Annotated in this window: 21 protein-coding genes; 4 read left to right on the top strand and 17 right to left on the bottom strand. The window is 53.5% G+C overall.

Annotated features, from left to right (window positions below; translation table 11 throughout):
- The first annotated feature begins 43 nt into the window (after positions 1-43).
- Positions 44-2,866, top strand: a complete 2,823-nt coding sequence (gene uvrA, locus I6L74_RS10065) for an excinuclease ABC subunit UvrA (RefSeq protein ID WP_059179851.1) — start codon at positions 44-46, stop codon at positions 2,864-2,866.
- A 2-nt stretch (positions 2,867-2,868) separates the two neighbouring features.
- Here uvrA and I6L74_RS10060 read toward each other — a convergent pair whose 3' ends face one another.
- The 5 genes from I6L74_RS10060 to dnaB all read right to left on the bottom strand — a co-directional run bounded on the left by I6L74_RS10060 (position 2,869) and on the right by dnaB (position 8,218).
- Complete coding sequence (locus tag I6L74_RS10060; protein ID WP_059179850.1) at positions 2,869-3,222, bottom strand: MmcQ/YjbR family DNA-binding protein; 354 nt, start codon at positions 3,220-3,222, stop codon at positions 2,869-2,871.
- 117 nt (positions 3,223-3,339) lie between these two features.
- Positions 3,340-4,053 carry an acid phosphatase AphA gene (aphA, locus tag I6L74_RS10055; RefSeq protein WP_059179849.1) on the bottom strand — a complete coding sequence of 238 codons (714 nt, stop codon included), beginning with the start codon at positions 4,051-4,053 and terminating at the stop codon, positions 3,340-3,342.
- Positions 4,054-4,246: 193 nt separating this feature from the next.
- Positions 4,247-5,440, bottom strand: coding sequence for an aromatic amino acid transaminase (gene tyrB / locus I6L74_RS10050; RefSeq protein ID WP_059179848.1), 1,194 nt, complete (start codon positions 5,438-5,440; stop codon positions 4,247-4,249).
- Between the two features lie 141 nt (positions 5,441-5,581).
- Positions 5,582-6,661, bottom strand: a complete 1,080-nt coding sequence (gene alr, locus I6L74_RS10045) for an alanine racemase (RefSeq protein ID WP_059179847.1) — start codon at positions 6,659-6,661, stop codon at positions 5,582-5,584.
- A gap of 144 nt (positions 6,662-6,805) precedes the next feature.
- On the bottom strand, positions 6,806-8,218 hold the full coding sequence (gene dnaB / locus I6L74_RS10040) for a replicative DNA helicase (protein WP_011915518.1): 1,413 nt from the start codon (positions 8,216-8,218) through the stop codon (positions 6,806-6,808).
- 62 nt (positions 8,219-8,280) lie between these two features.
- On the opposite strand from dnaB, the gene I6L74_RS10035 reads away from it, so the two are divergent.
- A complete protein-coding gene (locus I6L74_RS10035) occupies positions 8,281-9,264 on the top strand; it encodes a quinone oxidoreductase (RefSeq protein ID WP_059179846.1) in 984 nt (327 codons plus the stop codon).
- A 312-nt stretch (positions 9,265-9,576) separates the two neighbouring features.
- Here I6L74_RS10035 and pspG read toward each other — a convergent pair whose 3' ends face one another.
- The 4 genes from pspG to I6L74_RS10015 all read right to left on the bottom strand — a co-directional run bounded on the left by pspG (position 9,577) and on the right by I6L74_RS10015 (position 13,000).
- Positions 9,577-9,819, bottom strand: a complete 243-nt coding sequence (gene pspG, locus I6L74_RS10030; protein ID WP_059179845.1) for an envelope stress response protein PspG — start codon at positions 9,817-9,819, stop codon at positions 9,577-9,579.
- Between the two features lie 137 nt (positions 9,820-9,956).
- Entirely contained in the window at positions 9,957-10,952 is a 996-nt protein-coding gene (gene dusA / locus I6L74_RS10025; protein ID WP_059179844.1) for a tRNA dihydrouridine(20/20a) synthase DusA, read from the bottom strand.
- Positions 10,953-11,033: 81 nt separating this feature from the next.
- Positions 11,034-12,293 (bottom strand): conjugal transfer protein TraF, encoded by a 1,260-nt coding sequence (locus tag I6L74_RS10020; RefSeq protein WP_096759601.1) that lies wholly within the window; start codon positions 12,291-12,293, stop codon positions 11,034-11,036.
- 218 nt (positions 12,294-12,511) lie between these two features.
- Positions 12,512-13,000, bottom strand: a complete 489-nt coding sequence (locus tag I6L74_RS10015; protein ID WP_059179842.1) for a cupin domain-containing protein — start codon at positions 12,998-13,000, stop codon at positions 12,512-12,514.
- Between the two features lie 116 nt (positions 13,001-13,116).
- On the opposite strand from I6L74_RS10015, the gene zur reads away from it, so the two are divergent.
- Positions 13,117-13,632: a zinc uptake transcriptional repressor Zur gene (gene zur, locus I6L74_RS10010; RefSeq protein ID WP_059179841.1), complete on the top strand. Its 516-nt coding sequence runs from the start codon at positions 13,117-13,119 to the stop codon at positions 13,630-13,632.
- Between the two features lie 84 nt (positions 13,633-13,716).
- On the opposite strand, the gene I6L74_RS10005 is transcribed toward zur, so the two are convergent.
- The 4 genes from I6L74_RS10005 to I6L74_RS09990 form a co-directional block, all read right to left on the bottom strand.
- A complete protein-coding gene (locus tag I6L74_RS10005; RefSeq protein WP_059179840.1) occupies positions 13,717-13,926 on the bottom strand; it encodes a CsbD family protein in 210 nt (69 codons plus the stop codon).
- A gap of 145 nt (positions 13,927-14,071) precedes the next feature.
- Entirely contained in the window at positions 14,072-15,391 is a 1,320-nt protein-coding gene (dinF, locus tag I6L74_RS10000; protein ID WP_059179839.1) for an MATE family efflux transporter DinF, read from the bottom strand.
- 66 nt (positions 15,392-15,457) lie between these two features.
- A complete protein-coding gene (gene lexA, locus I6L74_RS09995; protein ID WP_011915509.1) occupies positions 15,458-16,066 on the bottom strand; it encodes a transcriptional repressor LexA in 609 nt (202 codons plus the stop codon).
- 109 nt (positions 16,067-16,175) lie between these two features.
- Entirely contained in the window at positions 16,176-16,544 is a 369-nt protein-coding gene (locus I6L74_RS09990) for a diacylglycerol kinase (RefSeq protein ID WP_059179838.1), read from the bottom strand.
- Positions 16,545-16,698: 154 nt separating this feature from the next.
- On the opposite strand from I6L74_RS09990, the gene plsB reads away from it, so the two are divergent.
- The gene (gene plsB, locus I6L74_RS09985) at positions 16,699-19,119 is read left to right on the top strand and encodes a glycerol-3-phosphate 1-O-acyltransferase PlsB (RefSeq protein ID WP_059179837.1); all 2,421 of its coding nucleotides are present in this window, start codon (positions 16,699-16,701) and stop codon (positions 19,117-19,119) included.
- Positions 19,120-19,380: 261 nt separating this feature from the next.
- Here the strand turns inward: plsB and ubiA are convergent, their stop codons facing one another.
- The 4 genes from ubiA to I6L74_RS09965 form a co-directional block, all read right to left on the bottom strand.
- Entirely contained in the window at positions 19,381-20,250 is an 870-nt protein-coding gene (ubiA, locus tag I6L74_RS09980) for a 4-hydroxybenzoate octaprenyltransferase (RefSeq protein ID WP_059179836.1), read from the bottom strand.
- A gap of 12 nt (positions 20,251-20,262) precedes the next feature.
- Positions 20,263-20,760 carry a chorismate lyase gene (gene ubiC, locus I6L74_RS09975; protein ID WP_059179835.1) on the bottom strand — a complete coding sequence of 166 codons (498 nt, stop codon included), beginning with the start codon at positions 20,758-20,760 and terminating at the stop codon, positions 20,263-20,265.
- 181 nt (positions 20,761-20,941) lie between these two features.
- Positions 20,942-21,889: a maltose operon protein MalM gene (gene malM / locus I6L74_RS09970; protein WP_059179834.1), complete on the bottom strand. Its 948-nt coding sequence runs from the start codon at positions 21,887-21,889 to the stop codon at positions 20,942-20,944.
- A 115-nt stretch (positions 21,890-22,004) separates the two neighbouring features.
- Entirely contained in the window at positions 22,005-23,342 is a 1,338-nt protein-coding gene (locus I6L74_RS09965; protein WP_072241927.1) for a maltoporin, read from the bottom strand.
- Positions 23,343-23,401 lie beyond the last annotated feature (59 nt).

Here is a 23,401-nt window from a genome sequence, read left to right as displayed (position 1 = left end):
CTTCAAACAAACCAGGCATCCGAGTCTCTACCGGGAAAGGTGAATGGATAAGATCGAAGTACGGGGCGCCCGCACCCATAATCTCAAGAATATCAACCTGATAATCCCTCGCGACAAGCTTATTGTCGTGACCGGGCTTTCGGGGTCTGGCAAATCATCACTGGCTTTCGACACCTTATACGCCGAAGGACAGCGCCGTTACGTTGAATCGCTTTCTGCCTATGCGCGTCAGTTTTTGTCGCTGATGGAAAAGCCGGACGTTGACCACATTGAAGGGTTATCGCCTGCGATTTCGATTGAGCAAAAATCAACGTCGCACAACCCGCGCTCAACGGTCGGCACTATTACTGAAATTCACGACTACCTGCGCCTGCTGTTTGCCCGCGTAGGTGAACCGCGCTGCCCGGACCATGACGTGCCGCTGGCGGCGCAAACCGTCAGCCAAATGGTGGATAACGTGCTGGCACAGCCAGAGGGCAAACGCCTGATGCTGCTGGCTCCTATCATTAAAGACCGAAAAGGTGAGCACGCCAAAACGCTGGAGAACCTGGCAAGCCAGGGTTATATCCGCGCCCGTATCGACGGTGAAGTGTGCGATCTGTCGGATCCGCCAAAACTTGAGCTGCAAAAGAAACACACCATTGAAGTGGTCGTTGACCGCTTTAAGGTGCGCGAAGACCTCACGCAGCGCTTAGCCGAATCGTTTGAAACCGCGCTGGATCTCTCCGGCGGATCGGCAGTTGTGGCTGACATGGACGATCCAAAAGCAGAAGAGCTGCTCTTCTCGGCGAATTTTGCCTGTCCGATTTGCGGCTACAGCATGCGTGAACTCGAACCGCGTCTGTTTTCGTTCAACAACCCGGCGGGTGCGTGTCCAACCTGCGACGGTCTGGGCGTGCAGCAATATTTCGATCCGGATCGCGTGATCCAGAACCCAGAGCTTTCGCTGGCGGGTGGTGCAATTCGCGGCTGGGATCGCCGTAATTTCTACTATTTCCAGATGCTGAAATCACTGGCGGAACACTACAAATTCGACGTTGATGCGCCGTGGGGCAGCCTGGGTGCAACTGTTCATAAAGTGGTGCTGTACGGTTCTGGAAAAGAGAATATTGAATTCAAATACATGAACGATCGCGGCGATACGTCCGTGCGTCGTCATCCGTTTGAAGGCGTGCTGCACAACATGGAACGCCGTTATAAAGAGACAGAATCGAGCGCCGTGCGCGAAGAACTGTCGAAATTTATCAGCAACCGTTCCTGTACGTCCTGCGAGGGGACGCGTCTGAAGCGCGAGGCTCGCCACGTCTTTGTCGAGAATACCGCGCTGCCGACCATCTCGGATATGAGCATCGGCCATGCGATGGATTTCTTCACGAATCTCAAGCTTGCGGGCCAACGCGCGCAAATTGCAGAGAAAATCCTGAAAGAGATCGGCGATCGTCTGAAGTTCCTGGTTAACGTCGGCCTGAACTATCTGTCACTTTCTCGCTCGGCGGAAACCCTCTCCGGCGGTGAAGCGCAGCGTATTCGTCTGGCAAGCCAGATTGGCGCGGGCCTGGTCGGCGTGATGTACGTGCTGGATGAACCGTCTATCGGCCTGCATCAGCGCGATAACGAGCGCCTGCTCGGCACGCTGATTCATCTGCGTAACCTTGGCAATACGGTGATTGTGGTTGAGCACGATGAAGATGCGATCCGCGCCGCTGACCACGTGATCGACATCGGTCCTGGTGCAGGTGTGCACGGTGGTCAGGTCGTGGCCGAAGGCACGCTGAAAGACATTATGGCGGTGCCGGAATCGTTGACCGGCCAGTTCATGAGCGGCAAGCGTAAAATTGAAGTTCCGAAGCAGCGCGTCGCGGCCAATCCGGAAAAAGTGTTGAAGCTGACCGGCGCGCGCGGCAACAACCTGAAAGATGTGACCCTGACGCTGCCGGTGGGGCTGTTCACCTGCGTAACGGGCGTTTCGGGTTCCGGTAAATCCACGCTGATTAACGACACGCTGTTCCCGATTGCGCAGACCCAGTTAAACGGCGCAACGCTCGCGGAACCGGCGCCATATCGCGAGATCCATGGTCTGGAACATTTCGATAAAGTTATCGATATCGACCAAAGTCCGATTGGTCGTACTCCGCGTTCTAACCCGGCGACCTATACCGGCGTGTTTACGCCTGTGCGTGAACTGTTTGCGGGTGTTCCTGAATCACGTTCGCGCGGATATACGCCGGGACGTTTCAGCTTTAACGTGCGCGGCGGACGCTGTGAAGCCTGTCAGGGTGACGGCGTGATCAAAGTCGAAATGCACTTCCTGCCGGATATTTATGTGCCGTGCGATCAGTGCAGAGGCAAACGCTATAACCGTGAAACGCTGGAGATTAAGTACAAGGGCAAGACAATCCACGAAGTGCTGGATATGACCATCGAAGAAGCTCGTGAGTTCTTTGATGCAGTGCCTGCGCTGGCGCGTAAGCTGCAAACGCTGATGGACGTAGGGTTGACCTATATTCGTCTGGGGCAGTCGGCGACAACGCTGTCCGGCGGTGAGGCGCAGCGCGTGAAGCTGGCGCGTGAACTGTCCAAACGCGGGACGGGTCAGACGCTGTACATCCTGGATGAACCGACCACCGGTTTGCACTTTGCCGATATCCAGCAGTTGCTTGAAGTGCTGCATCAGTTACGCGATCAGGGCAACACGATTGTGGTGATTGAGCACAACCTGGACGTTATCAAAACCGCGGACTGGATTGTGGATCTCGGTCCGGAAGGCGGCAGCGGCGGCGGTGAAATCCTTGTCTCCGGTACGCCAGAGACAGTCGCAGAGTGCGAAGCCTCGCACACCGCGCGCTTCCTGAAACCTCTGCTGTAGTCTTAGACTGAAAGTTGCTGCCGGGTCGTATCCGGCAGCAACTCAATGGCCTGCTGATAAGACGCATCCACCAGATAGTAAATCTGCGAATCCGGAAGCGATCCGTCGAGATAAATCGTGCTCCAGTGCGCTTTATTCAGATGCTTGCTGGGACGCACATCGCTGTGCTGCTGACGCAGCAAATCCGCGAGCTCCGGACTGGTTTTTAACGAGGCTGCCGGGCGCCCTTCCACATCTTTTACCATCGCAAACAACACATCGGCCACTTTGATTTGCGTGGCTTTCCAGTCGCTGTGAACGCTTTGTTCAGCGCCGGTTTTGTTCATGCAATATTGCAATATCTCCGAAATTGTCATCTGTGTTCCCCTTTCAGTGGGTTGAATGCGACCTGAGAAACTGCCCCTTTAAGTGTGCAGCAAGACGGCGAAAGGTAAACCCAGGCAAGCCTGATTTGTTCAAAAAATAATCACAACTCAGTATTCGGAATTCACAATTACCTCTTCCCCGAACGCACCCGCCATCGGCAACGGCCGATAAGTCGAGTTTGAAGCCCGCAACACGCGAATGCCTCTGGCACCGACGTCGCGGGCAGCCGTGATGTCGTTATCCGAATCACCATAGAAAACTTTGATGTTTTTCTGTTCCAGCCACTGTGTTTTGGTGTTTTGCCCCGCTTTATCGCCCGCAAAAATCACCGGGTTCATGTTTGCGGCAGGAATCGCAAAATCGCCCTGCAACGTTTTAGAGACGGTTTCGGTTTTCGTCTGGCTGCGACCGGTCACGAAATAAATACTGTCGCCGCGTTTCACATGCATGGCGATCAGCGCGCGGCCGACTTCTTTCGGAATGCTGAATTCATCCCAGCCGTTATTCATTTTTTCCCAGAATTCAGGATTTTTGAGGTATTCCTCGTTGGCTGGCGAGAAGGTTTTTTTACCGCGCCAGAAGCCTGGGCTGGAGAAAAGGACGGTATCGTCGATGTCGAAACCGACAGCCATCGGCGCGCGGCCCATCAGACTGTTTTCAATTTGTGCCACAGAGACCCAGTGAATGGGGGCTTGTTCAGCCAAAATGGCAGCGGTAGTACCGGTATAAAGCGGTGTTGGTGCAGAAGCGCGGGCGACGACGGCACTATTGAGTGAGAACAATAAGCAGGCGGCGCTGAGCGCCAGTGTGATCTTGCGCATGTATTCCCCTGAATATTCTATTTTTTATGCTTTTAAATTGAGCGAATGGTCAAAAAACTATCAGACCATAACCCCTGAGGCGGATGATGGGAAGACAATTCTGACTATTAACCCTGGTAGAATGAGGGATATCACAGAAGAAGTTATCAGGCAGGAACCCTCTCTTCGCAAGAGAGGGTTTGTTGGTAAGTACTTACATTACAGCAGCAAACGCCTGGGCAACACGCTGGACGTTGTGTGCGTTCAGACCCGCGACACACATGCGGCCACTGGCAATCAGGTAGACGCCGAACTCTTCACGCAGGCGGTCGACCTGTACCGCGCTCAGACCGGTATAACTGAACATACCGCGTTGTTTGAGCAGATAATCAAAATTATGCCCCGGCACGGTCTCTTTCAATACGTTCACCAGTTCCTGACGCATCGCCAGGATTCGCTTGCGCATAGCTTCAACTTCCGCAAGCCACAGCGATTTCAGCTCGTCGTCACCGAGAACGGTCGCCACCACCTGTGCGCCAAAGGCCGGCGGGCTTGAATAGATACGGCGAACGGTGGCTTTAAGTTGTCCCAGCACACGCCCCGCGGCCTCTTCATCTTCACAGATAACGGACAATCCGCCGACACGCTCGCCATACAGTGAAAAGATTTTTGAGAAGGAGTTGCTGACCAGTGCAGGTAACCCGGCGCTGGCAATGGCGCGAATCGCGTAGGCATCCTCTTCCATGCCTGCGCCAAAGCCCTGATAGGCGATATCGAGGAAAGGGATCAGATTGCGTGTTTTCAGAACCTCAATCACCGCATCCCACTGATCGTTGGTCAGGTCAGCGCCGGTCGGGTTATGGCAGCACGGATGCAGCAGGACAATGCTGCGTTCCGGCAGCGTATTGAGCTTTTCCAGAAGCGCATTAACGCGCACGCCATTGGTTTCATTGTCGAACCACGGATAGGTGTTCACCACAAAACCCGCGCCTTCAAAGATGGCGACGTGGTTTTCCCACGTTGGGTCGCTCACCCATACACCCGAATCCGGGAAGTATTTTTTCAAAAAGTCTGCACCCACCTTCAGCGCACCAGAACCGCCCAGCGTTTGAATAGTCGCTACACGCTTTTTCTGCAACACGACATGATCGGCTCCAAAAAGCAGCGGCGCGATGGTATTGCGATAGGTGTTCAGCCCTTCCATCGGCAGGTAAAGCGACGCGCCGTGGGGCACTGAATTCATACGCGCTTCGGCTTCGGAGACGGCTTTCAACTGAGGAATAATGCCGTCTTCGTTGTAATACAGACCGATGCTCAGGTTTACTTTGTCGCTGCGCGGATCTTCTTTAAAACGCTCCATTAAGGAGAGGATGGGGTCGCCGGCGTAGGCGTCAACTTTCTGGAACACGCGATGGTTCTCCGGATATCTAAGAGGCAGGGATTTCAACAATAAACCGGAAGTGAAAGAAGGTCGAGAGGATGTTAATGAAGTTGGGGTGCGGCCTGTTTACCTGCACCCCAAATGCCTCATCAAAAGACAAAAAAGGCGTTAGTCGATGTATTTCATTGCCACGCGTGAGGTCAAACGCGTAATAAGTTCGTAAGCACTCACTTTCGTAATTTCAGCGATGCGCTCAACGGGGAGACCTTCACCCCATAACACGACTGCATCACCCGCTTTATCATCAGCGTCTGGCCCCAGATCGACGCAAATCATGTCCATCGCGACACGGCCGACAATCTTCACCTCACGGCCATTCACCAGCACGGGCGTTCCCGAAGGTGCCGCGCGCGGATAACCGTCGCCATAACCCATCGCCACAACGCCCAGGCGCGTATCATTCTCGCTCACCCACGTGCCACCGTAACCAACCGGTTCACCCGCTTTGTGCTCGCGTACGGCGATCAGGTTCGACACCAAAGACATCACCGGCTGCAGACCAAAATCGGGGCCCCAGGGTCTGTTTTCTAGCGGTGAAACGCCGTAAAGAATGATGCCTGGTCGTGCCCAGTCAAAGTGCGATTGCGGCCACAGCAAGATGCCGCCAGAGGCCGCGATGGAACGCATGCCCGGCTTGCCTTCGCAAAAGGTATTAAAAATATCGAGCTGCTGCTCCGTTGCACCACATTCCGGCTCGTCGGCGCGGGCAAAATGGCTGACGATATTCACCGGCTGGTGCACATTTTTGCACTGACTTAACCGCTGGTAAAACGCCTCGGCTTGTTCCGGACGCACGCCCAGGCGATGCATGCCTGTATCGAGCTTCATCCACACAGTAACCGGTTCGCTCAGTTCAGCCGTTTCTAACGCCAGCAGCTGTTCTTCATTATGAATCGCGGTGTGCAGATGCTGATCGGCAATCGTCGTCAGATCGGTGGCTTCAAAGAAACCCTCCAACAACAGAATGGGTTGCGTAATACCGCCTGCGCGTAAGCGTAAGGCTTCTTCGAGACGGGCGACGCCAAAGGCATCGGCATCAGGGAGCGTTCGCGCGGTCTCAAGAAGACCGTGTCCGTAAGCGTTCGCTTTCACGACTGCAACGAGTTTACTGGCGGGCGCCAGTTCACGCAGACGTTGCAGGTTGTGTCGCAGAGCGCGGCGGTTAATGACTACAGTTGCCGCTTGCATTTGAATTCCTTGCCGTAAAGAAAAAGTATTCCTCTAAATCATTTGCGTCACAGCAAGGCGGCAAGGCCGTAAATCCCGGGAGCTTAGATAATTAAGCGACCGGGGTGAAGCCAACGCCGCTGTGGCGCGAAGGATGACGAGGAATTATTCGTCGTCGTATTGTGGTCCCGCATAATTATCGAAGCGCGACCACTGTCCGTTAAAGGTCAGACGCACCGTACCGATCGGGCCGTTACGCTGCTTACCAATAATGATTTCTGCGATGCCCTTCATGTCGCTGTTTTCGTGATAAACCTCGTCACGATAGATGAACATGATCAAGTCGGCATCCTGCTCGATGGAACCCGATTCACGCAGGTCTGAGTTAACCGGGCGCTTATCAGCGCGTTGTTCCAGAGAGCGGTTAAGCTGAGAGAGTGCAACAACGGGTACCTGGAGTTCTTTCGCTAACGCTTTGAGCGAGCGCGATATTTCGGCAATTTCCAGCGTACGGTTATCCGACAGCGACGGAACGCGCATCAGCTGCAGGTAGTCGATCATGATTAGACCAATGCCGCCGTGCTCACGGGCAATACGACGCGCACGCGAACGCACTTCGGACGGGGTCAGGCCGGAAGAGTCATCGATATAGATATTCCGTTTTTCCAGCAGGATGCCCATGGTGCCAGAAATGCGCGCCCAGTCCTCATCATCAAGCTGGCCGGTACGAATACGGGTCTGATCGACGCGCGACAGCGACGCCAGGGTACGCATCATGATCTGATCTGAAGGCATCTCCAGACTGAAGATAAGCACTGGTTTATCCTGCAACATCGCCGCATTTTCGACGATGTTCATTGCAAATGTCGTTTTACCCATCGACGGACGCGCCGCGACGATAATCAGATCCGACGGCTGCAAACCGGCGGTTTTTTTATTCAGGTCGTCATAACCGGTATTCACGCCCGTAACGCCATCGTGCGGCTGCTGGAATAACGCTTCGATACGGGCAACCGTAGAATCAAGCACGTCGGCGATATTTCGCGGGCCTTCATCTTTATTCGCTCGGCTTTCGGCAATTTTGAAAACGCGAGATTCCGCGAGATCCAGCAGATCTTCACTGGTGCGGCCCTGCGGGTCAAAACCGGCTTCGGCGATTTCGTTTGCTACGGCGATCATTTCACGCACAACCGCACGTTCGCGCACAATGTCAGCATAAGCGCTGATATTCGCTGCGCTTGGCGTGTTTTTCGATAATTCTGCGAGGTAGGCAAATCCACCGACGCTATCCAGTTGTCCCTGACGCTCAAGCGATTCCGCGAGCGTGATCAGGTCAATCGGGCTGCCCGACTCCTGCAGACGCGCCATTTCGGTGAAAATATGGCGGTGCGGACGGGTATAGAAATCGTCAGACACGACGCGCTCGGCGACATCGTCCCAGCGTTCGTTGTCCAGCATTAAACCGCCCAACACCGACTGTTCCGCTTCAATCGAGTGCGGCGGGACCTTTAGCCCGGCAACCTGGAGGTCGCGGTCACGGGGTTCAGTCTGTTTGTTGAAGGGTTTATTTCCTGCCATAGTGAATGGAGTTACCGAGATAAAGAATGGGTCGAAAGATTACCACATTTTCTGGAGGAATCATGGCAACGCGCATTGAATTTCACAAGCATGGTGGCCCCGAAGTACTCAAAGCGGTGGAGTTCACTCCGGCCGCGCCGGGTGAGAACGAAGTCCAGGTAGAAAATAAAGCGATTGGTATCAACTACATCGACACCTATATTCGCGGCGGCCTGTATCCACCTCCGTCCATGCCGAGCGGTTTGGGAACCGAGGCGGCGGGCGTGGTGGTCAAAGTCGGAAGCGCCGTTAAGCATATTAAAGAAGGCGACCGCGTGGTGTATGCGCAGTCGGCGCTGGGTGCTTACAGCTCCATTCACAACGTCCTCGCGGATAAAGCCGCAGTGTTGCCCAATGCCATCTCATTTGAGCAAGCCGCGGCATCATTTCTGAAAGGGCTAACGGTCTTTTACCTGCTGCGTAAAACCTATGAAATTAAACCGGATGAACAGTTCCTGTTCCATGCTGCCGCAGGCGGCGTAGGGTTAATCGCCTGTCAGTGGGCGAAGGCGCTGGGCGCAAAACTGATCGGCACCGTCGGCAGTGCGCAAAAGGCGCAGCGTGCAAAACAGGCTGGCGCATGGCAGGTGATCAACTATCGCGAAGAGAGCATTGCAGAGCGAGTGAAAGAGATAACCGGCGGTAAAAAACTGCGCGTGGTGTATGACTCCGTGGGGAAAGACACCTGGGAAGCCTCGCTGGATTGCTTGCAACGCCGAGGACTGATGGTCAGTTTTGGTAACTCCTCCGGCGCGGTGACGGGCGTCAATCTGGGCATTTTGAACCAGAAAGGCTCGCTGTATGTGACTCGCCCTTCCCTCCAGGGATATATCACTACGCGTGATGAGTTGACCGAAGCCAGCAACGAATTGTTCTCGTTGATCGCCAGCGGCGTCATTAAAGTGGATGTGTCTGATGCGCAGAAATATCCGCTAAGCGAGGCGCAGCGCGCGCATGAGGTGTTGGAAAGTCGCGCGACAGAGGGTTCGAGTTTGCTGATCCCCTAATGTGCTCGTTTCCTCTAAATAATTCGTGTTGCATAAACGCGGCAAATGAATGAATCCCCGGGAGCTTACGCAAGTAAGTGACTTGGGTGAATGAAAGCAGCCAACGCATCTGCAGCTTGAATTATGACGGGGGAAAAAGAAATTGGGCTTCCCGTAGGAAGCCCTTTCTTTTTTTAGTTCGGCTGTATGTAGGGTACAGCTCGATGAATTCTTTAACGGCAACAATAGTGACAGATTTGATAAGTAAATCCTATTCTGTTCTAAGCCGTGCCGCCGGAAAAGTTACAGGTATGTGACGAACGCCTCAATACCTTAGTAACGAAAGCGGTTATTGCGCTGATAATTTGGGACTTTTGGCGTTTTCACTGCCCTTATGACCCACACAACCGCAATCGCCAGCAGTAACCACGGCAACAGTTTGATCATCAGCGCAAACAACCCGCCGACGAACATCAGCGCCGTTGCGACAACCAGCGCGGCAATAATCCCGAGCAATGAAATGCCCGTTACCATCAGCATGACAAAAAATCCGATCACAAAAAGTAGTTCCAGCATGACGCTCTCCCGAATATCCCACAACGATGCTAAAGTTATTACAAGAATCGTGCCAAAATTAACTTACTGATTTGGAAACAAAAACGCCCTGCAGCACTGTGCAGGGCGTGGTGAATTTGACGATCTTTTAGTGAAAATTATCGTTTGTCGGCGACCAGGCGCAGAGCGTGTTCCAGCACTTCAATATCTGCGCCCGCTTTATGCGCATTTTCGCTCAGGTAACGACGCCACTGGCGCGCCCCCGGAATACCCTGGAAAAGCCCAAGCATATGGCGGGTAACGTGTCCCAGATAGGTGCCATTGCTCAGCTCTCGTTCGATGTACGGATACATCGCGCGGACCACGGCAACCGGATCGCTATCCGCACCGTCAACGCCGAAGATTTCGCGGTCGACCGTCGCCAGAATGCCCGGATTTTGGTACGCCTCGCGCCCGACCATCACGCCATCCATATGCTGCAAATGCGTTTTGGCCTCTTCGAGAGATTTGATGCCGCCGTTGATCGACATCGTCAGATGCGGAAAATCACGCTTGAGTTGATACACGCGCGGATAATCCAGCGGTGGGATCTCGCGGTTCTCTTTCGGGCTAAGGCCCGACAGCCAGGCTTTGCGCGCGTGGATGATAAACGTCTCACACTCGCCTTTCCCGGCGACGGTATCAATGAAATCACACAGGAATTCGTAGCTGTCCTGATCGTCGATGCCGATACGCGTTTTGACGGTAACAGGAATCGACACCACGTCGCGCATCGCTTTAATGCCGTCAGCCACCAGCTGTGCGTTGCCCATCAGACATGCGCCAAACATGCCGTTCTGCACGCGATCGGACGGACACCCCACATTGAGGTTAATTTCGTCGTAGCCACGCGCTTCTGCAAGCTTTGCGCATTCTGCCAGTGCGGCCGGATCGCTGCCGCCAAGCTGCAGCGCCACCGGATGCTCTTCTTCGCTATAGGCCAGATAGTCGCCCTTACCGTGAATGATCGCTCCGGTGGTGACCATTTCGGTGTACAGCAGCGTGTGGCGAGACAGCTGACGCAGGAAGTAGCGACAATGTCTGTCCGTCCAGTCGAGCATCGGCGCGATGGAGAAACGGTGTGCAGGGAAAGTGGACTTTAATTCTGACGACATGGCGAAGTTTTAGGCATCTGCTGGAAAAGGGGCGCTACTATAGCACAAAGAAAACCGGAGGCGCATGGCCTCCGGATCGCCTTAGAACGTCACGCTTAACTGCGCGCCCGCGCCCCAGGTTTCGTCTTCGCCATACAGGCCCATCAGATCCACATGGACGGTGTTGAACGGTGCAAAGCCGACACCGCCGGTGAACACGTTGCTATCGTTCCCCTTCACATCCGCACGATAACCGGCACGGACTGCCAGCCAGCTCAGCGGGGTGACTTCCGCACCTACGCCGACATACTGTGAGTTTTCTTCACTTTTGAAGCCTTTGGTTTCGGTGAGGTCGCCGTCAGCCGTTAAGGTCAGCAGATCGGTGTGCCACGCCACGCCTGCGGTCACCAACGGACGAATCTGGTAAGTATCTTTATAGTTCACCACTTCGCCCGTACGACCATTACGGATACGGATGTCTTTGGTATCAATATCACGAGACATTAGGTTCTGCCCGCTCAAGCCTACCGTCCAGTTTTCACCAAAATCAGCGGTCACACCGGCGTCCACGTTAAAGCCGGTATCATCCGTACGGTAACGGCTGCTGTTCCAGTCGTTACTGTCGTAGTCGTAAATGGAGGTGGTGTAGTTGTAGAGCCAGGTTTTCTGCAGTTTTGGTGTGATACCCACGGACACCGGGATATCCGCAATATCAAACTGGCGGGCAACCGCAACACCGTAGTCAGAGACAATGGCTGCTCGGCCAGATGCCGTGGAGTTGAGGTTTTTGGTAATTTGATCGGTGCCGTTTAATGCGGCGTCCAGCGCAACGCCACCCGCGACAATTTTGCTGTTCTGGATGCTGCGCAGATAATCAATATCTTGCTGATCGATAGAAGAGCTTACGCGAGCGTGCGCGTTGCCTTTCGCCACGAAGGCCACCGAGAGCACGTTATTAGGAATACTGACCGCAATACCCGCGCCCGCATTTGCACGCGCCGTTTTGCCTTTCAGACTACTGAGTTCATCAGCGAGATCTTTAGCCGCACCCTGGAACTGATTAACAGACCCTAATGGGTTAGCGATGATCTCTGCTGCCGTCAGGCTGTCCACGACATCACTGTAGCGGTCGACTTTGTCACTGATGTCGTCGATTTGATCCTGAAGATTATCTTTATCCGTAATTCTGGCGCCAACGGACGGTAAAATGACGGTAATGTCATCATCCGGTTTGGCTTTGGCCAACAGCGCTGGGTTGATTAATACCCCGCTGCCATAATTGCCCGCCGCCACGCCCGTACCACCCATTGCGTCGCTACGCGCTTCCGTCCAGGTATTGGCTGCTCCCGCCTGATTTGCCATCAGCAGAGAAACAGCGATGCTAACCACTGAAAATTTAAAAGTTTTTTTCACAGTATGCCCGTCTTATAGTGTTATTAAACAACCCCCGCTATTTACGCCCATACGGGAGCGAACTATTGCTGTGAATAAGAACCAAAAGACCTGCCATTTCCTTAAGTTAAATCACCCAACTGGCCTATTGTATTTGTGACGGCCCTCAATATTTATAGAAGAGGATATTATTTTCGCCCAGGTTTTCCGTCGTGGGGCCCAAAAAACTGCGGGGGATGGTCGACCCAGCGGTCTTCGCGTGTGGCGGCATACATCGGATTTAACGGGTAATAGATACGATTGTGTTTTTTGTTCGCTTCCCCTACCACCAGCAGCCGTACATCCTCGTCGGTGTTGTTGATAAAGGTGTGACACACGCCCGTCCCGGCAGGGAAACCGACGCTATCCCCTGGCTCCAGCTTCCACAAATAACCGTTGATCCACGCCTCCGGATGCCCCTCAATAACATGGATAAACTCTTCCTCGTCACTTTCTGCATGCGGATAGGACGTGCGACGCCCCGGCGGTAAACGCTCATGATGGATCCCAAGACGCCCCAGCCCCAGTTTGCGCGCCAACGGCGCACCAATCGCAAAGCGTTCGTCACTGTCCGGGTACGTTGAATCGTCAGCCCCCTCGACGTCACGCCAGTGTTGAATGCAGTCAGGTCTTTTCATTGTTTATCTCCCCATGTTGCGTTGCGTCAGGTATAGCACACCGCGTGGGATCTCGGCGTTTTTGACAGAACATGATAAAGTGAGGGTTTTCCGGCCGACTACTATTCGAGGTGCAAATGGATAAGACCACAACGCAGGAGCTGCTCGTGCAAGCTGAAAAGCTCTGTGCGCAACGCAATGTGCGCCTGACCCCGCAGCGCCTTGAAGTTTTGCGTTTGATGAGCCTGCAACAAAACGCGATCAGCGCCTACGATTTGCTTGATCTGCTGCGTGTTAACGAGCCGCAGGCTAAACCGCCTACGGTTTACCGGGCGCTTGATTTCCTGTTGGAACAAGGCTTTGTGCATAAAGTGGAATCAACAAATAGCTATGTGCTTTGCCATTTGTTCGATCAACCGACGCACACCTCTGCGATGTTCATCTGCGATCGATGTGGTGCAGTGAAGGAAAAAGCGGCGGAAGGGGTTGAAGACATTATGCATACGCTGGCAGCAAAAATGGGCTTCGCGCTACGTCATAATGTGATTGAAGCACATGGCCTGTGTTCAGCCTGTGTGGAAGTAGAAGCGTGTAGCCATCAGGATGCGTGTCAGCACGATCACTCCATTCATGTGAAAAAGAAGCCGCGCTAAAACGCAAAGCGGGCGGCCATTAAGCCGCCCTCAGGGATAGTACGTCCTTGTACTTTCGGGTAGAACTTTTCGCTACGGAATTGCCTACCAGCGATAATCGTGACGTTTTTCCCAGTCACCGACCTCTTTCTCGGCCTGATCTTTCTGGTAACCGTAACGTTCCTGAATTTTACCGACCAGCTGGTCACGCTTACCTTCAATGATGGTCATATCATCGTCAGTCAGCTTACCCCACTGCTCTTTCGCTTTACCTTTAAACTGTTTCCAGTTACCGCCGATTTCGTCTTTATTCATAATCATGTCCTCATCGTTCGGTTATCACGTAAATTTGTATCGTCCGTTACGTTCATTTCCTGCTGGACGTGATAATAATTGTAGACAAGGATTCGGCAGTCGTTTCGATATTCAGAATCTTTAACCATCTGGACAAAAGAAGCCGCTACGAGAACCAGCTGTTTTCGCGCCAGTGACGTCGCCAGATAACCCACAGCGAGAGGCCTCGCAGAGCAAGAAAGACAGCGAGTGCCAGCCACAAACCCTGGTTTCCCAGGTAGGGAACGGTAAGCAAGGTCAAACCGAAACCCGCCGCGGCTACCGCCATGCTATTGCGCATTTCTGCACCCCGTGTTGCGCCAATAAACATGCCATCCAGCAAATAGCACCAGACACCCACCACCGGTAACACCACTTGCCAGAAAATGTAGTGCCGTGCCAGCTCACGTAGTTCAGGTAATGACGTCAGTAGTGCGACGATATGCCCGCCAAAAAGAGCATAAATCAGCGCAAACATCAGCGCGACCAGCCCGGACTGGCGGCAGGCGGCTCGCCAGACCTCCTGTAATTTCCCGGCCTGTCGCGCACCGTAAGCCTGACCGGAGTGCGCTTCAACGGCATAGGCAAAACCATCCAGCGCGTAGGCGGTAAATGTCAGCAGCGTCATTAGCACCGCGTTGACCGCAACGATCTCAGGCCCAAGACGCGCGCCTAATACCGTCATCGCACCGAAGCATAGCTGGAGCAATAAAGAGCGCAACATGATGTCGCGGTTCAGCGCCAGCAGCTTGCGCATATTGCCCCGCCAGGCATTTTTCAGCATCGCGAGCGTGACGCCACGCATCACCAGCACGCGTTTCACCATCCATAAGCCGATAAAGAAGGTGGCATATTCCGCGATGACGGTTGCCAGTGCGGCGCCCTGCACATTCATATGCAAACCCATCACCAGCCACAGATCGAGAACGATATTCAGGATATTCCCCACCACCAGCAAAATGACCGGGGCACGAACATATTGCACGCCGAGCAACCAGCCAAGCAGCACGAGGTTAGCGAGCGATGCAGGGGCGCTGAGCCAGCGAATTTCCAGAAAACGGCGCGCCTGTTCCAGCACAGCCTCGCTGCCGCCGGCGATATGCAGCGCCAGATCGATGAGAGGCGCACGCACTACGACAATCAGCAGCCCGGCACCTAATGCCAGGATCAGCGGCTGAACCAGCGCCCGCCCAAGGCGAACGGGATCTTTCGCGCCAAAGGCCTGGGCTGTCAGTCCGGTTGTGCTCATGCGCAAAAACAGGAGCAGCATAAAGAGGAAGCTGGTCGCCATCGCGCCAATCGCGATGCCACCTAAATAAACAGGAGAATCCAGATGTCCAATAACGGCCGTATCCACCAGTCCAAGCAAAGGAACGGTGATATTGGAAAAAATCATTGGCAGCGCAAGACGCCATAATGCCTTGTCTGAAGTTGTCAGCAGCGACATAGGAAATTACCGGAAGCGAGATAGGACAGTCAGGCTGCGCGGATGGCGCAGCCTGTCAGAGAGAAATTACAGCCATTCACCGTTGCGGATAACGCCAACCGCCAGTCCTTCAATAGAGAAGGTTTGCTCGCGCAGATCCACCACAATTGGAGAAAACTCGCTGTTTTCAGGCAGAAGTTGCACAGTGTTGCCCTGTTTTTTCAGGCGCTTAACCGTCACTTCGTCGTCAATACGCGCAACCACAACCTGTCCGTTGCGCACATCCTGAGTTTTATGAACAGCCAACAGATCACCGTCAAGAATACCGATATCTTTCATTGACATACCGCTAACACGCAGTAAGAAATCTGCGCTCGGCTTGAACATACCCGGATCGACCTGATAGTGGCCTTCAATGTGCTGCTGTGCCAGCAACGGCTCACCCGCCGCAACGCGACCGATAAGAGGGATGCCCGTTTCTTCTTCCACCAGTAAGCGGATACCGCGTGACGCGCCCGAAACAATCTCAAGAACACCTTTACGTGCCAGCGCTTTAAGATGCTCTTCAGCGGCGTTTGGTGAACGGAAGCCCAGGCGCTGAGCGATTTCCGCACGCGTGGGTGGCATTCCCGTCTGGCTGATGTGATCCCTGATGAGATCAAACACCTCTTGCTGTCTGGCCGTTAACGCTTTCATTCCGCCCCCTGGGTGTATATACAGTTATGCTGTGAGTATATACAGTCAAAGGCGAATTTGGAATCAAAAACTGCACAAAAAACCAGAGACTTATTCGATTCCTGAAAGCTTATCGAAAATGTGACCAAAGGAGAGTGACCCAGGTAATGACAGCGATGATAATCGCCAGCAGTACAGCGGCAGAGCCCATGTCTTTCGCACGACCAGAAAGCTCGTGGAAATCAGAACCAATACGGTCAACAACGGCTTCGATAGCACTGTTGAGAATTTCCACTATCATCACCAAAAGCACGGAGCTGATGAGAAGTACACGGGTGATAGCATCGACATCAAGGAAGCACGCAATAATCACGGCAATAATGGCGGCAACGCCTTCTTGCCGGAAGGCGGCTTCATTTATCCATGCTGCGCGGAAACCTTTCCATGAATATCCGGCTGCTTTGATGATTCGGGTAAACCCAGTGGTATTATTGGCCATTAAAAGAACCTTTTATTAGATTTGACGTCAGTAACAAGGGCTGCAGCGGGTTTCGCAGCAGCCTGAAGTATGACGGGTAACAACAGAAATCTTGCGCGCTTTCTGTTATCCTTGCGCCGCAATTGCATTATTAACCAGAGGCTTTACATCGTTTATGTCCGGCTGGCCACGAATTTACTACAAATTACTTAATTTACCATTAAGCGTACTGGTAAAAAGTAAGTCTATCCCGGCGGAACCTGCGCTGGAATTAGGGCTCGATACCTCGCGTCCTATTATGTACGTTTTGCCTTATAACTCGAAGGCAGACTTACTGACGCTGCGCGCCCAATGTCTGGCGCACGATTTACCGGATCCTTTGGAACCCCTGGAAATCGACGGCACTCTCCTTCCTCGCTATGTGTTTATCCACGGCGGGCCGCGCGTGTTTACCTATTACACGCCGAAAGAAGAGTCGATCAAACTGTTCCACGACTATCTTGATCTGCACCGCAGTAACCCCGATCTGGATGTCCAGATGGTGCCAGTGTCGATCATGTTTGGTCGTCGTCCAGGGCGTCAAAAAGGCGACGAGAATCCACCATTGCGCATGCTTAACGGCGTGCAAAAATTCTTTGCCGTGTCATGGTTGGGCCGCGATAGTTTTGTTCGTTTCTCGCCGTCTGTGTCGTTACGACGCATGGCGGATGAGCATGGCACCGATAAAATCATTGCCCAAAAACTGGCACGCGTTGCACGTATGCACTTCGCCCGTCAGCGTTTAGCGGCTGTGGGGCCACGATTGCCTGCGCGTCAGGATCTGTTCAACAAACTGCTGGCGTCCAAAGCGATTGCCCGCGCAGTTGAAGACGAAGCGCGAAGCAAGAAAATCTCTCATGAGAAAGCGCAGCAAAACGCTATCGCACTGATGGAAGAGATTGCGGCGAACTTCTCTTACGAGATGATCCGACTGTCTGACCGTATTCTGAGCTTCACCTGGAACCGTCTGTACCAAGGGATTAACGTTCATAACGCCGAGCGTGTGCGCCAGTTGGCCCACGACGGTCATGAGATTGTCTACGTGCCCTGCCACCGCAGCCACATGGATTATCTGCTGCTCTCCTACGTGCTCTATCATCAGGGGCTGGTTCCGCCGCATATTGCTGCGGGGATCAACCTGAATTTCTGGCCAGCAGGTCCGATTTTCCGCCGTTTGGGCGCATTCTTTATTCGTCGTACCTTTAAGGGCAACAAGCTCTATTCAACGGTGTTCCGCGAATATCTGGGCGAACTGTTCAGCCGTGGCTATTCCGTCGAATACTTTGTTGAAGGGGGTCGCTCCCGCACCGGTCGTCTGCTCGACCCGAAAACCGGGACGCTCTCGATGACCATTCAGGCCATGCTGCGCGGCGGCACACGTCCAATTACGCTGGTACCGATTTATATTGGTTACGAACACGTAATGGAAGTGGGCACGTACGCTAAAGAGCTACGCGGCGCGACAAAAGAAAAAGAGAGCTTACCGCAGATGCTGCGTGGTCTGAGCAAGCTGCGTAATCTCGGTCAGGGCTACGTAAACTTTGGCGAACCGATGCCGCTGATGACGTATCTGAACCAGCATGTGCCGGAATGGCGAGAATCTATCGATCCGATCGAAGCCATTCGCCCGGCGTGGTTGACGCCTACGGTAAACAATATCGCTGCCGATTTGATGGTGCGTATTAACAACGCGGGCGCGGCTAACGCCATGAACCTGTGCTGTACCGCGCTGCTGGCCTCTCGTCAGCGCTCACTGACACGCGAACAGCTGACCGAACAGCTCGATTGTTATCTCGACATGATGCGTCATGTTCCGTACTCAACGGACTCAACCGTGCCGTCTGTGACGGCGGGTCAATTGATCGACCATGCGCTGCAAATGAACAAGTTCGAGGTCGAGAAGGACACGATTGGTGACATCATCATTCTGCCGCGCGAGCAGGCGGTGTTGATGACGTACTATCGCAACAATATCGCGCATATGCTGATGCTACCGTCGTTGATGGCTGCCATCATCACTCAGCACCGTCGTATTTCCCGTCAGGAGATACTGCGTCATGTTGAAGTGCTTTACCCGATGTTGAAAGCGGAGTTGTTCCTGCGCTGGAGCAAAGACGAGCTGGCAGCAGAGCTGGATAAACTGACCGAAGAGATGCTCCGTCAGGGGCTGATCGCGGTGAAAGGCGATGAGCTTCATATCAATCCGTCACGTTCTCGCACGCTTCAACTGCTGGCCGCAGGCGCGCGTGAGACGCTGCAACGCTACGCCATCACCTTCTGGCTGCTGAGCGCCAACCCGTCCATTAACCGTGGAACGCTGGAAAAAGAGAGCCGCACCCTAGCTCAGCGTTTGTCTGTGCTGCACGGCATCAACGCACCTGAATTCTTCGATAAAGCGGTGTTTAGCTCACTGGTGCTGACGCTGCGTGACGAAGGCTATATCAGCGATACCGGAGATGCCGAGCCTGGCGAAACCATGAAGGTTTACCAGATGCTGGCGGAACTGATTACGTCTGATGTGCGTTTGACGATTGAGAGCGCAACGCAGGACGAGTAAAACGGCTTGTGCGAGCCGCATTAGTGCGGAGACTAAAACGGCAACCTGATGGTTGCCGTTTTGCTTTTGAACTCATGTGGTCTGGTGCCCTTATCCCAGCCCTCTCCCACGGGGAGAGGCGGCAAACATTAAAAACGGTAACCAACGGTGTTGCCGTTTTACGTTTACCTTGTGTGGTCTGGGGCCCTTATCCCGGTCCTCTCCCATGGGGAGAGGCGGCGAGCATCAAAAACGGCAACCAACGGTGTTGCCGTTTTGCTTCTAAGACCAGTAACTCATCACCAGACCTAAAAACAGCACCAGGCCAACGTAGTTATTATTCAGGAAGGCTTTAAAGCAGGCTTCACGATCGCGCTTTGCGATCAGCTTTTGCTGATACGCAAACAACAATCCCGCCACCAGTACCGACCAGTAAAACTCCCAGTTCAGCCCGTTCAGACGACCAATGACGACCATTAGCGCCAGCACGGCGACCTGCAATATTCCAATAATCAGCTTGTCGTGACGGCCGAATAAAATCGCCGTCGATTTGATGCCGATTTTCAGGTCATCATCACGGTCAACCATCGCGTACTGAGTGTCGTAGGCCACCGCCCACAGGATATTGGCGAGAAACATCAGCCAGCAGCTCAGCGGCACGGACTCACTGACGGCAGCAAACGCCATTGGAATCGACCAGCCAAACGCTGCCCCAAGCACCACCTGTGGCAAATGGGTATAGCGTTTCATGAACGGATACACCCATGCCAACGCCAGCGCTGCCACCGAGAGCAAAATCGTCATGGTATTAAGCGTGAGCACCAGCAGGAAAGAGAGTGCAACCAGCACCACAAACAGCGTCCGTGCCTCTTTTTCAGAAACCTGACCGCTGGGCAGTGGGCGATTGGCCGTGCGTTTAACGTGTCCGTCAAACTTGCGATCGGCATAATCATTCACCACGCAGCCCGCAGCCCGCATCAACCACACGCCCGCCACAAATACCGCCAGGATCCATAGCGGTGGCAAACCGGGAGCCGCGACCCACAGTGCCCAAAGCGTTGGCCATAGCAGCAGCAAGGCTCCGATCGGTTTATCCGTTCGCATCAGACGGTGAAAAGCCAGCAGCTTGTCCTGCGTCAGACTCCACTCCATTTTAATATCCTCTTAGTACAACGGCGATGCGGGCAAAAACAGCTCCGTCAGCATTAACGGTTTGCCGCTTAAGCGAAGGCGGGAACGGCGTCCCCACAGATCGGCATCGCGCCCTATTTCAATAAAATCACGGGTGAGCTCGGACGACGTAAAAAGGTAGCGTCCCAGCGGGGTTTTACCCAATTGTTGCAGCGCCAGTTCCGGGCCAGAAAGCGTAGATTCCGGAACGACAGTGCGCCCGGCAAGCCAGGGTTCGCCGTCCGCGCACAGCAGAATTTCACGCAGCCAGTAGCGTTCTTCTTTTGGCAACAACGGGAGCTCACTGGAGACCTTATCAGCGGACACAAATCCTTCCTGAATCAGCGTCACGGTGACGTTTTTCCCGTGTTGCTCAAAACGTTTCGTCATGGAATCTTCCAGCAGCAACCAGTCGAGTTGCTCAGAGCTCAGCGCGGGTATTTGGTCAAAATAGCGCAGCGCACGCAGTTGCGTTAGCGCAGGGTGTGACATGCCAGACTCTCCGATACATAACGTATGGCTATTGTATCGCAGAAATGCAGGTTGGGGGCGTTCAAACGTGGATTAGCGATCATTATCGCAACAGTGATGCAACAGCATAAACAGCGCCAAAAAAAGTGCGCCCACTCAGGCGCACTAAACTACTGACAAAATCAGCACTGTGGGGAGACGGTCACCCCTTGCCTTTTACACTGCTGATAAAGGTGGAACGGGCAGTGGTTGAACCTAAACGCTCAGCTTCATCAAGCAGCTTCAGCGCTTTGTCGACATCGCCGCTGTCAACGGCCTGTTTGATGGCTTTGTTGAAGTACGTTTCGGTATCGTTCAGTACCGGTGCGGATTTTTTCACCGGCGCGGGTGCCGGAGCAGCGACGGCTGGAGCAGGAGCCGCATAAGCTGGTGCAGGCGCTGCGGTATTGCCAACAGTAACAGGCCCGGTAGATGAAGAACCAAAGAGCGGGCCGACCAGAACGCTTGAGGCACTGTTGGTAGACACTTTCAATTTCACGACGCCGTCAGTGGTATGACGAGCAATAGGATCTGGGATATCCGGTACAGCGTTACCGATACCTTTGGCATAGGCTTTGGCTGGATCCAGCAGCGTTGTTGTCTGCTGGAGATCTTTGTCAGTCGTGAAGACCAGCACATAGATCTTCTGCTGGCCCAACGCTGGCGTAAGGCGCATCACACCGCCAAGACGGTCGGCGCTCATCACACCGGGTTCTTGATAGGTAAAGTATTCGCTTGGGAAGAAGGCAGATGGCGTCAGATTCTGATCGAGAATCAACACATTCGGTGCGAAGACGCTGGTTTGTTTGTTCACTTCACTGGAGAGTGTCAGGGTCAGCTCACCAATATTTGCAGGCACGCTGTAGGCCGCTACAGGGCCGCTGATACCTGGGACATTCAGAGTTTGACCGCCGGTCGAAAGCTGAGTCGTTTGCGTTTTAGATTGATCGACTGGCGTCCAGACAAGTTGCTGCAATGCTGCCGCAGGAATAGCCGGAGCCGTCGTCGTATTCTGTGGAACGAAATTCACATTTGCGAGTGTGATGGCCGGCGCACTGGCCAATAACCCCGCTGACAAGCAAAGGGCTACAAGATTTTTCTTCATTTTCATTGTTATCACCTCATAAAGCGCAGGTTCAGCGGTAGCCAGGCAATAGCGCGCCGTCCCTAAGGGATAGAGGGGCTTTCGCCCCTCTGTTTGATCAGTCCGTCAAATTACGACGTTATTACCACCAGATTTCCATCTGAGCACCGAAGGACCACTCATCGTTGTCGCCACGGCTAAAGCTGTTCAGAGAAGTGTCGCTGTAAGCAACGCCTGGGGTATAACCCGCTTTGCTGTTATTACCGGTTGGCGCATAGCCCCATTTTTCATCCCACTTGGCATAGGTCGCGAATACACGAATTGCCGGGCGAGACCAGATGCTGTCGCCAGCCTGCCATTGTTGCGCCAGGGTAATTTTGTATTGGTTGTTGGTATCGCCAGTCTCCTGAGACTTAACGTTGTCATAGCCAACTTCCAGCAAGGTACTCATGATTGGCGTCCATTTGAACATTGGACGCACGCCCACTGTCCACCACTTAGTACCGTTATTGCTGTCCAGATTGATGTCTTGATACATACCGACATACATCAGATCCCAGCTGTCGCCTAAGGAGATCGCACCGTGGTCCAGAACACGCCACAGGTGGCCATTATTGTTCATCGCATAGTTGATATCATCGGAGGTCCCGATGCTTGAACCTTGCGACAGGCCTTTACCTTGTGAGGTCATAGAATCAGTCGCATATTGCAGGACAAACTTGTTGAAGCCTTTTAACATGCTTTGAGTGTGCTCTGCGGTGAACATCCAGCCATCTTTTGATGCACCGTCAACCAGATAATAGCCATCACGTTCATTTGCACGGCCATAATCGGCACCCAGTTCCAGCGTGCCACCTGGGTTAATTTCCATCTGTGCTAAACGAACGTCGAAAACGTCATTCGCTGTGCGCGTGGTGTAGTCATAAATGCTGTTGCTGGAGAAAGAAGAAGAACCGCCCGCTTCTGAAGAACGCGTCGCAGCCAGAGACAGTTTACCGAAACCGACGTCGATGTTTTCCAGACCTGCACCAGGACCAGAGATATCCCAGTAGTAGAAGTCGATCATGTGAACGTCATGACGTTGATAGAAACGCTTACCGGCCCAAATGGTTGAACCTGGCAGCCAATCAATCAGGTTTTTACCCTGCACGTTCGCTTCACGGAATGCCGGGTCAGTCGCTTCCCAGTCATTCTGTTGTGCAACGGAATACGCTACGTTGGTATCGAAATAGAAGCTTTTATCACCTTCTTTCCAGACTTCCTGGCCCAATTTAATCTCGGCATAAGTTTCACATTCGTTACCGAGACGATATTTACTTTGGGCACCCGTTGCCTGGAAACATTGCTGCTCACCACCACTCCCGGTCCAGCCAATGCCAGAACGAGCATAACCTTTAAAGTCGACAGCACCGGCCTGGGCAGACAAGATGCCTGCCGCAATGGCGAGAGCCAGAGGAACTTTGCGCAGAGTAATCATTATTCTATCTCCTGAGATCATTGCTTTTCTTTGAACACTTCACCTGACGGTTTCGTGCCTTT

Origin of the sequence: Lelliottia amnigena, from assembly GCF_019047465.1 — a bacterium.
GTDB lineage: Bacteria > Pseudomonadota > Gammaproteobacteria > Enterobacterales > Enterobacteriaceae > Enterobacter > Enterobacter amnigenus.
Note: the sequence above shows the minus strand (reverse complement) of the source record. Positions and strands in the feature narration are given on the sequence as shown.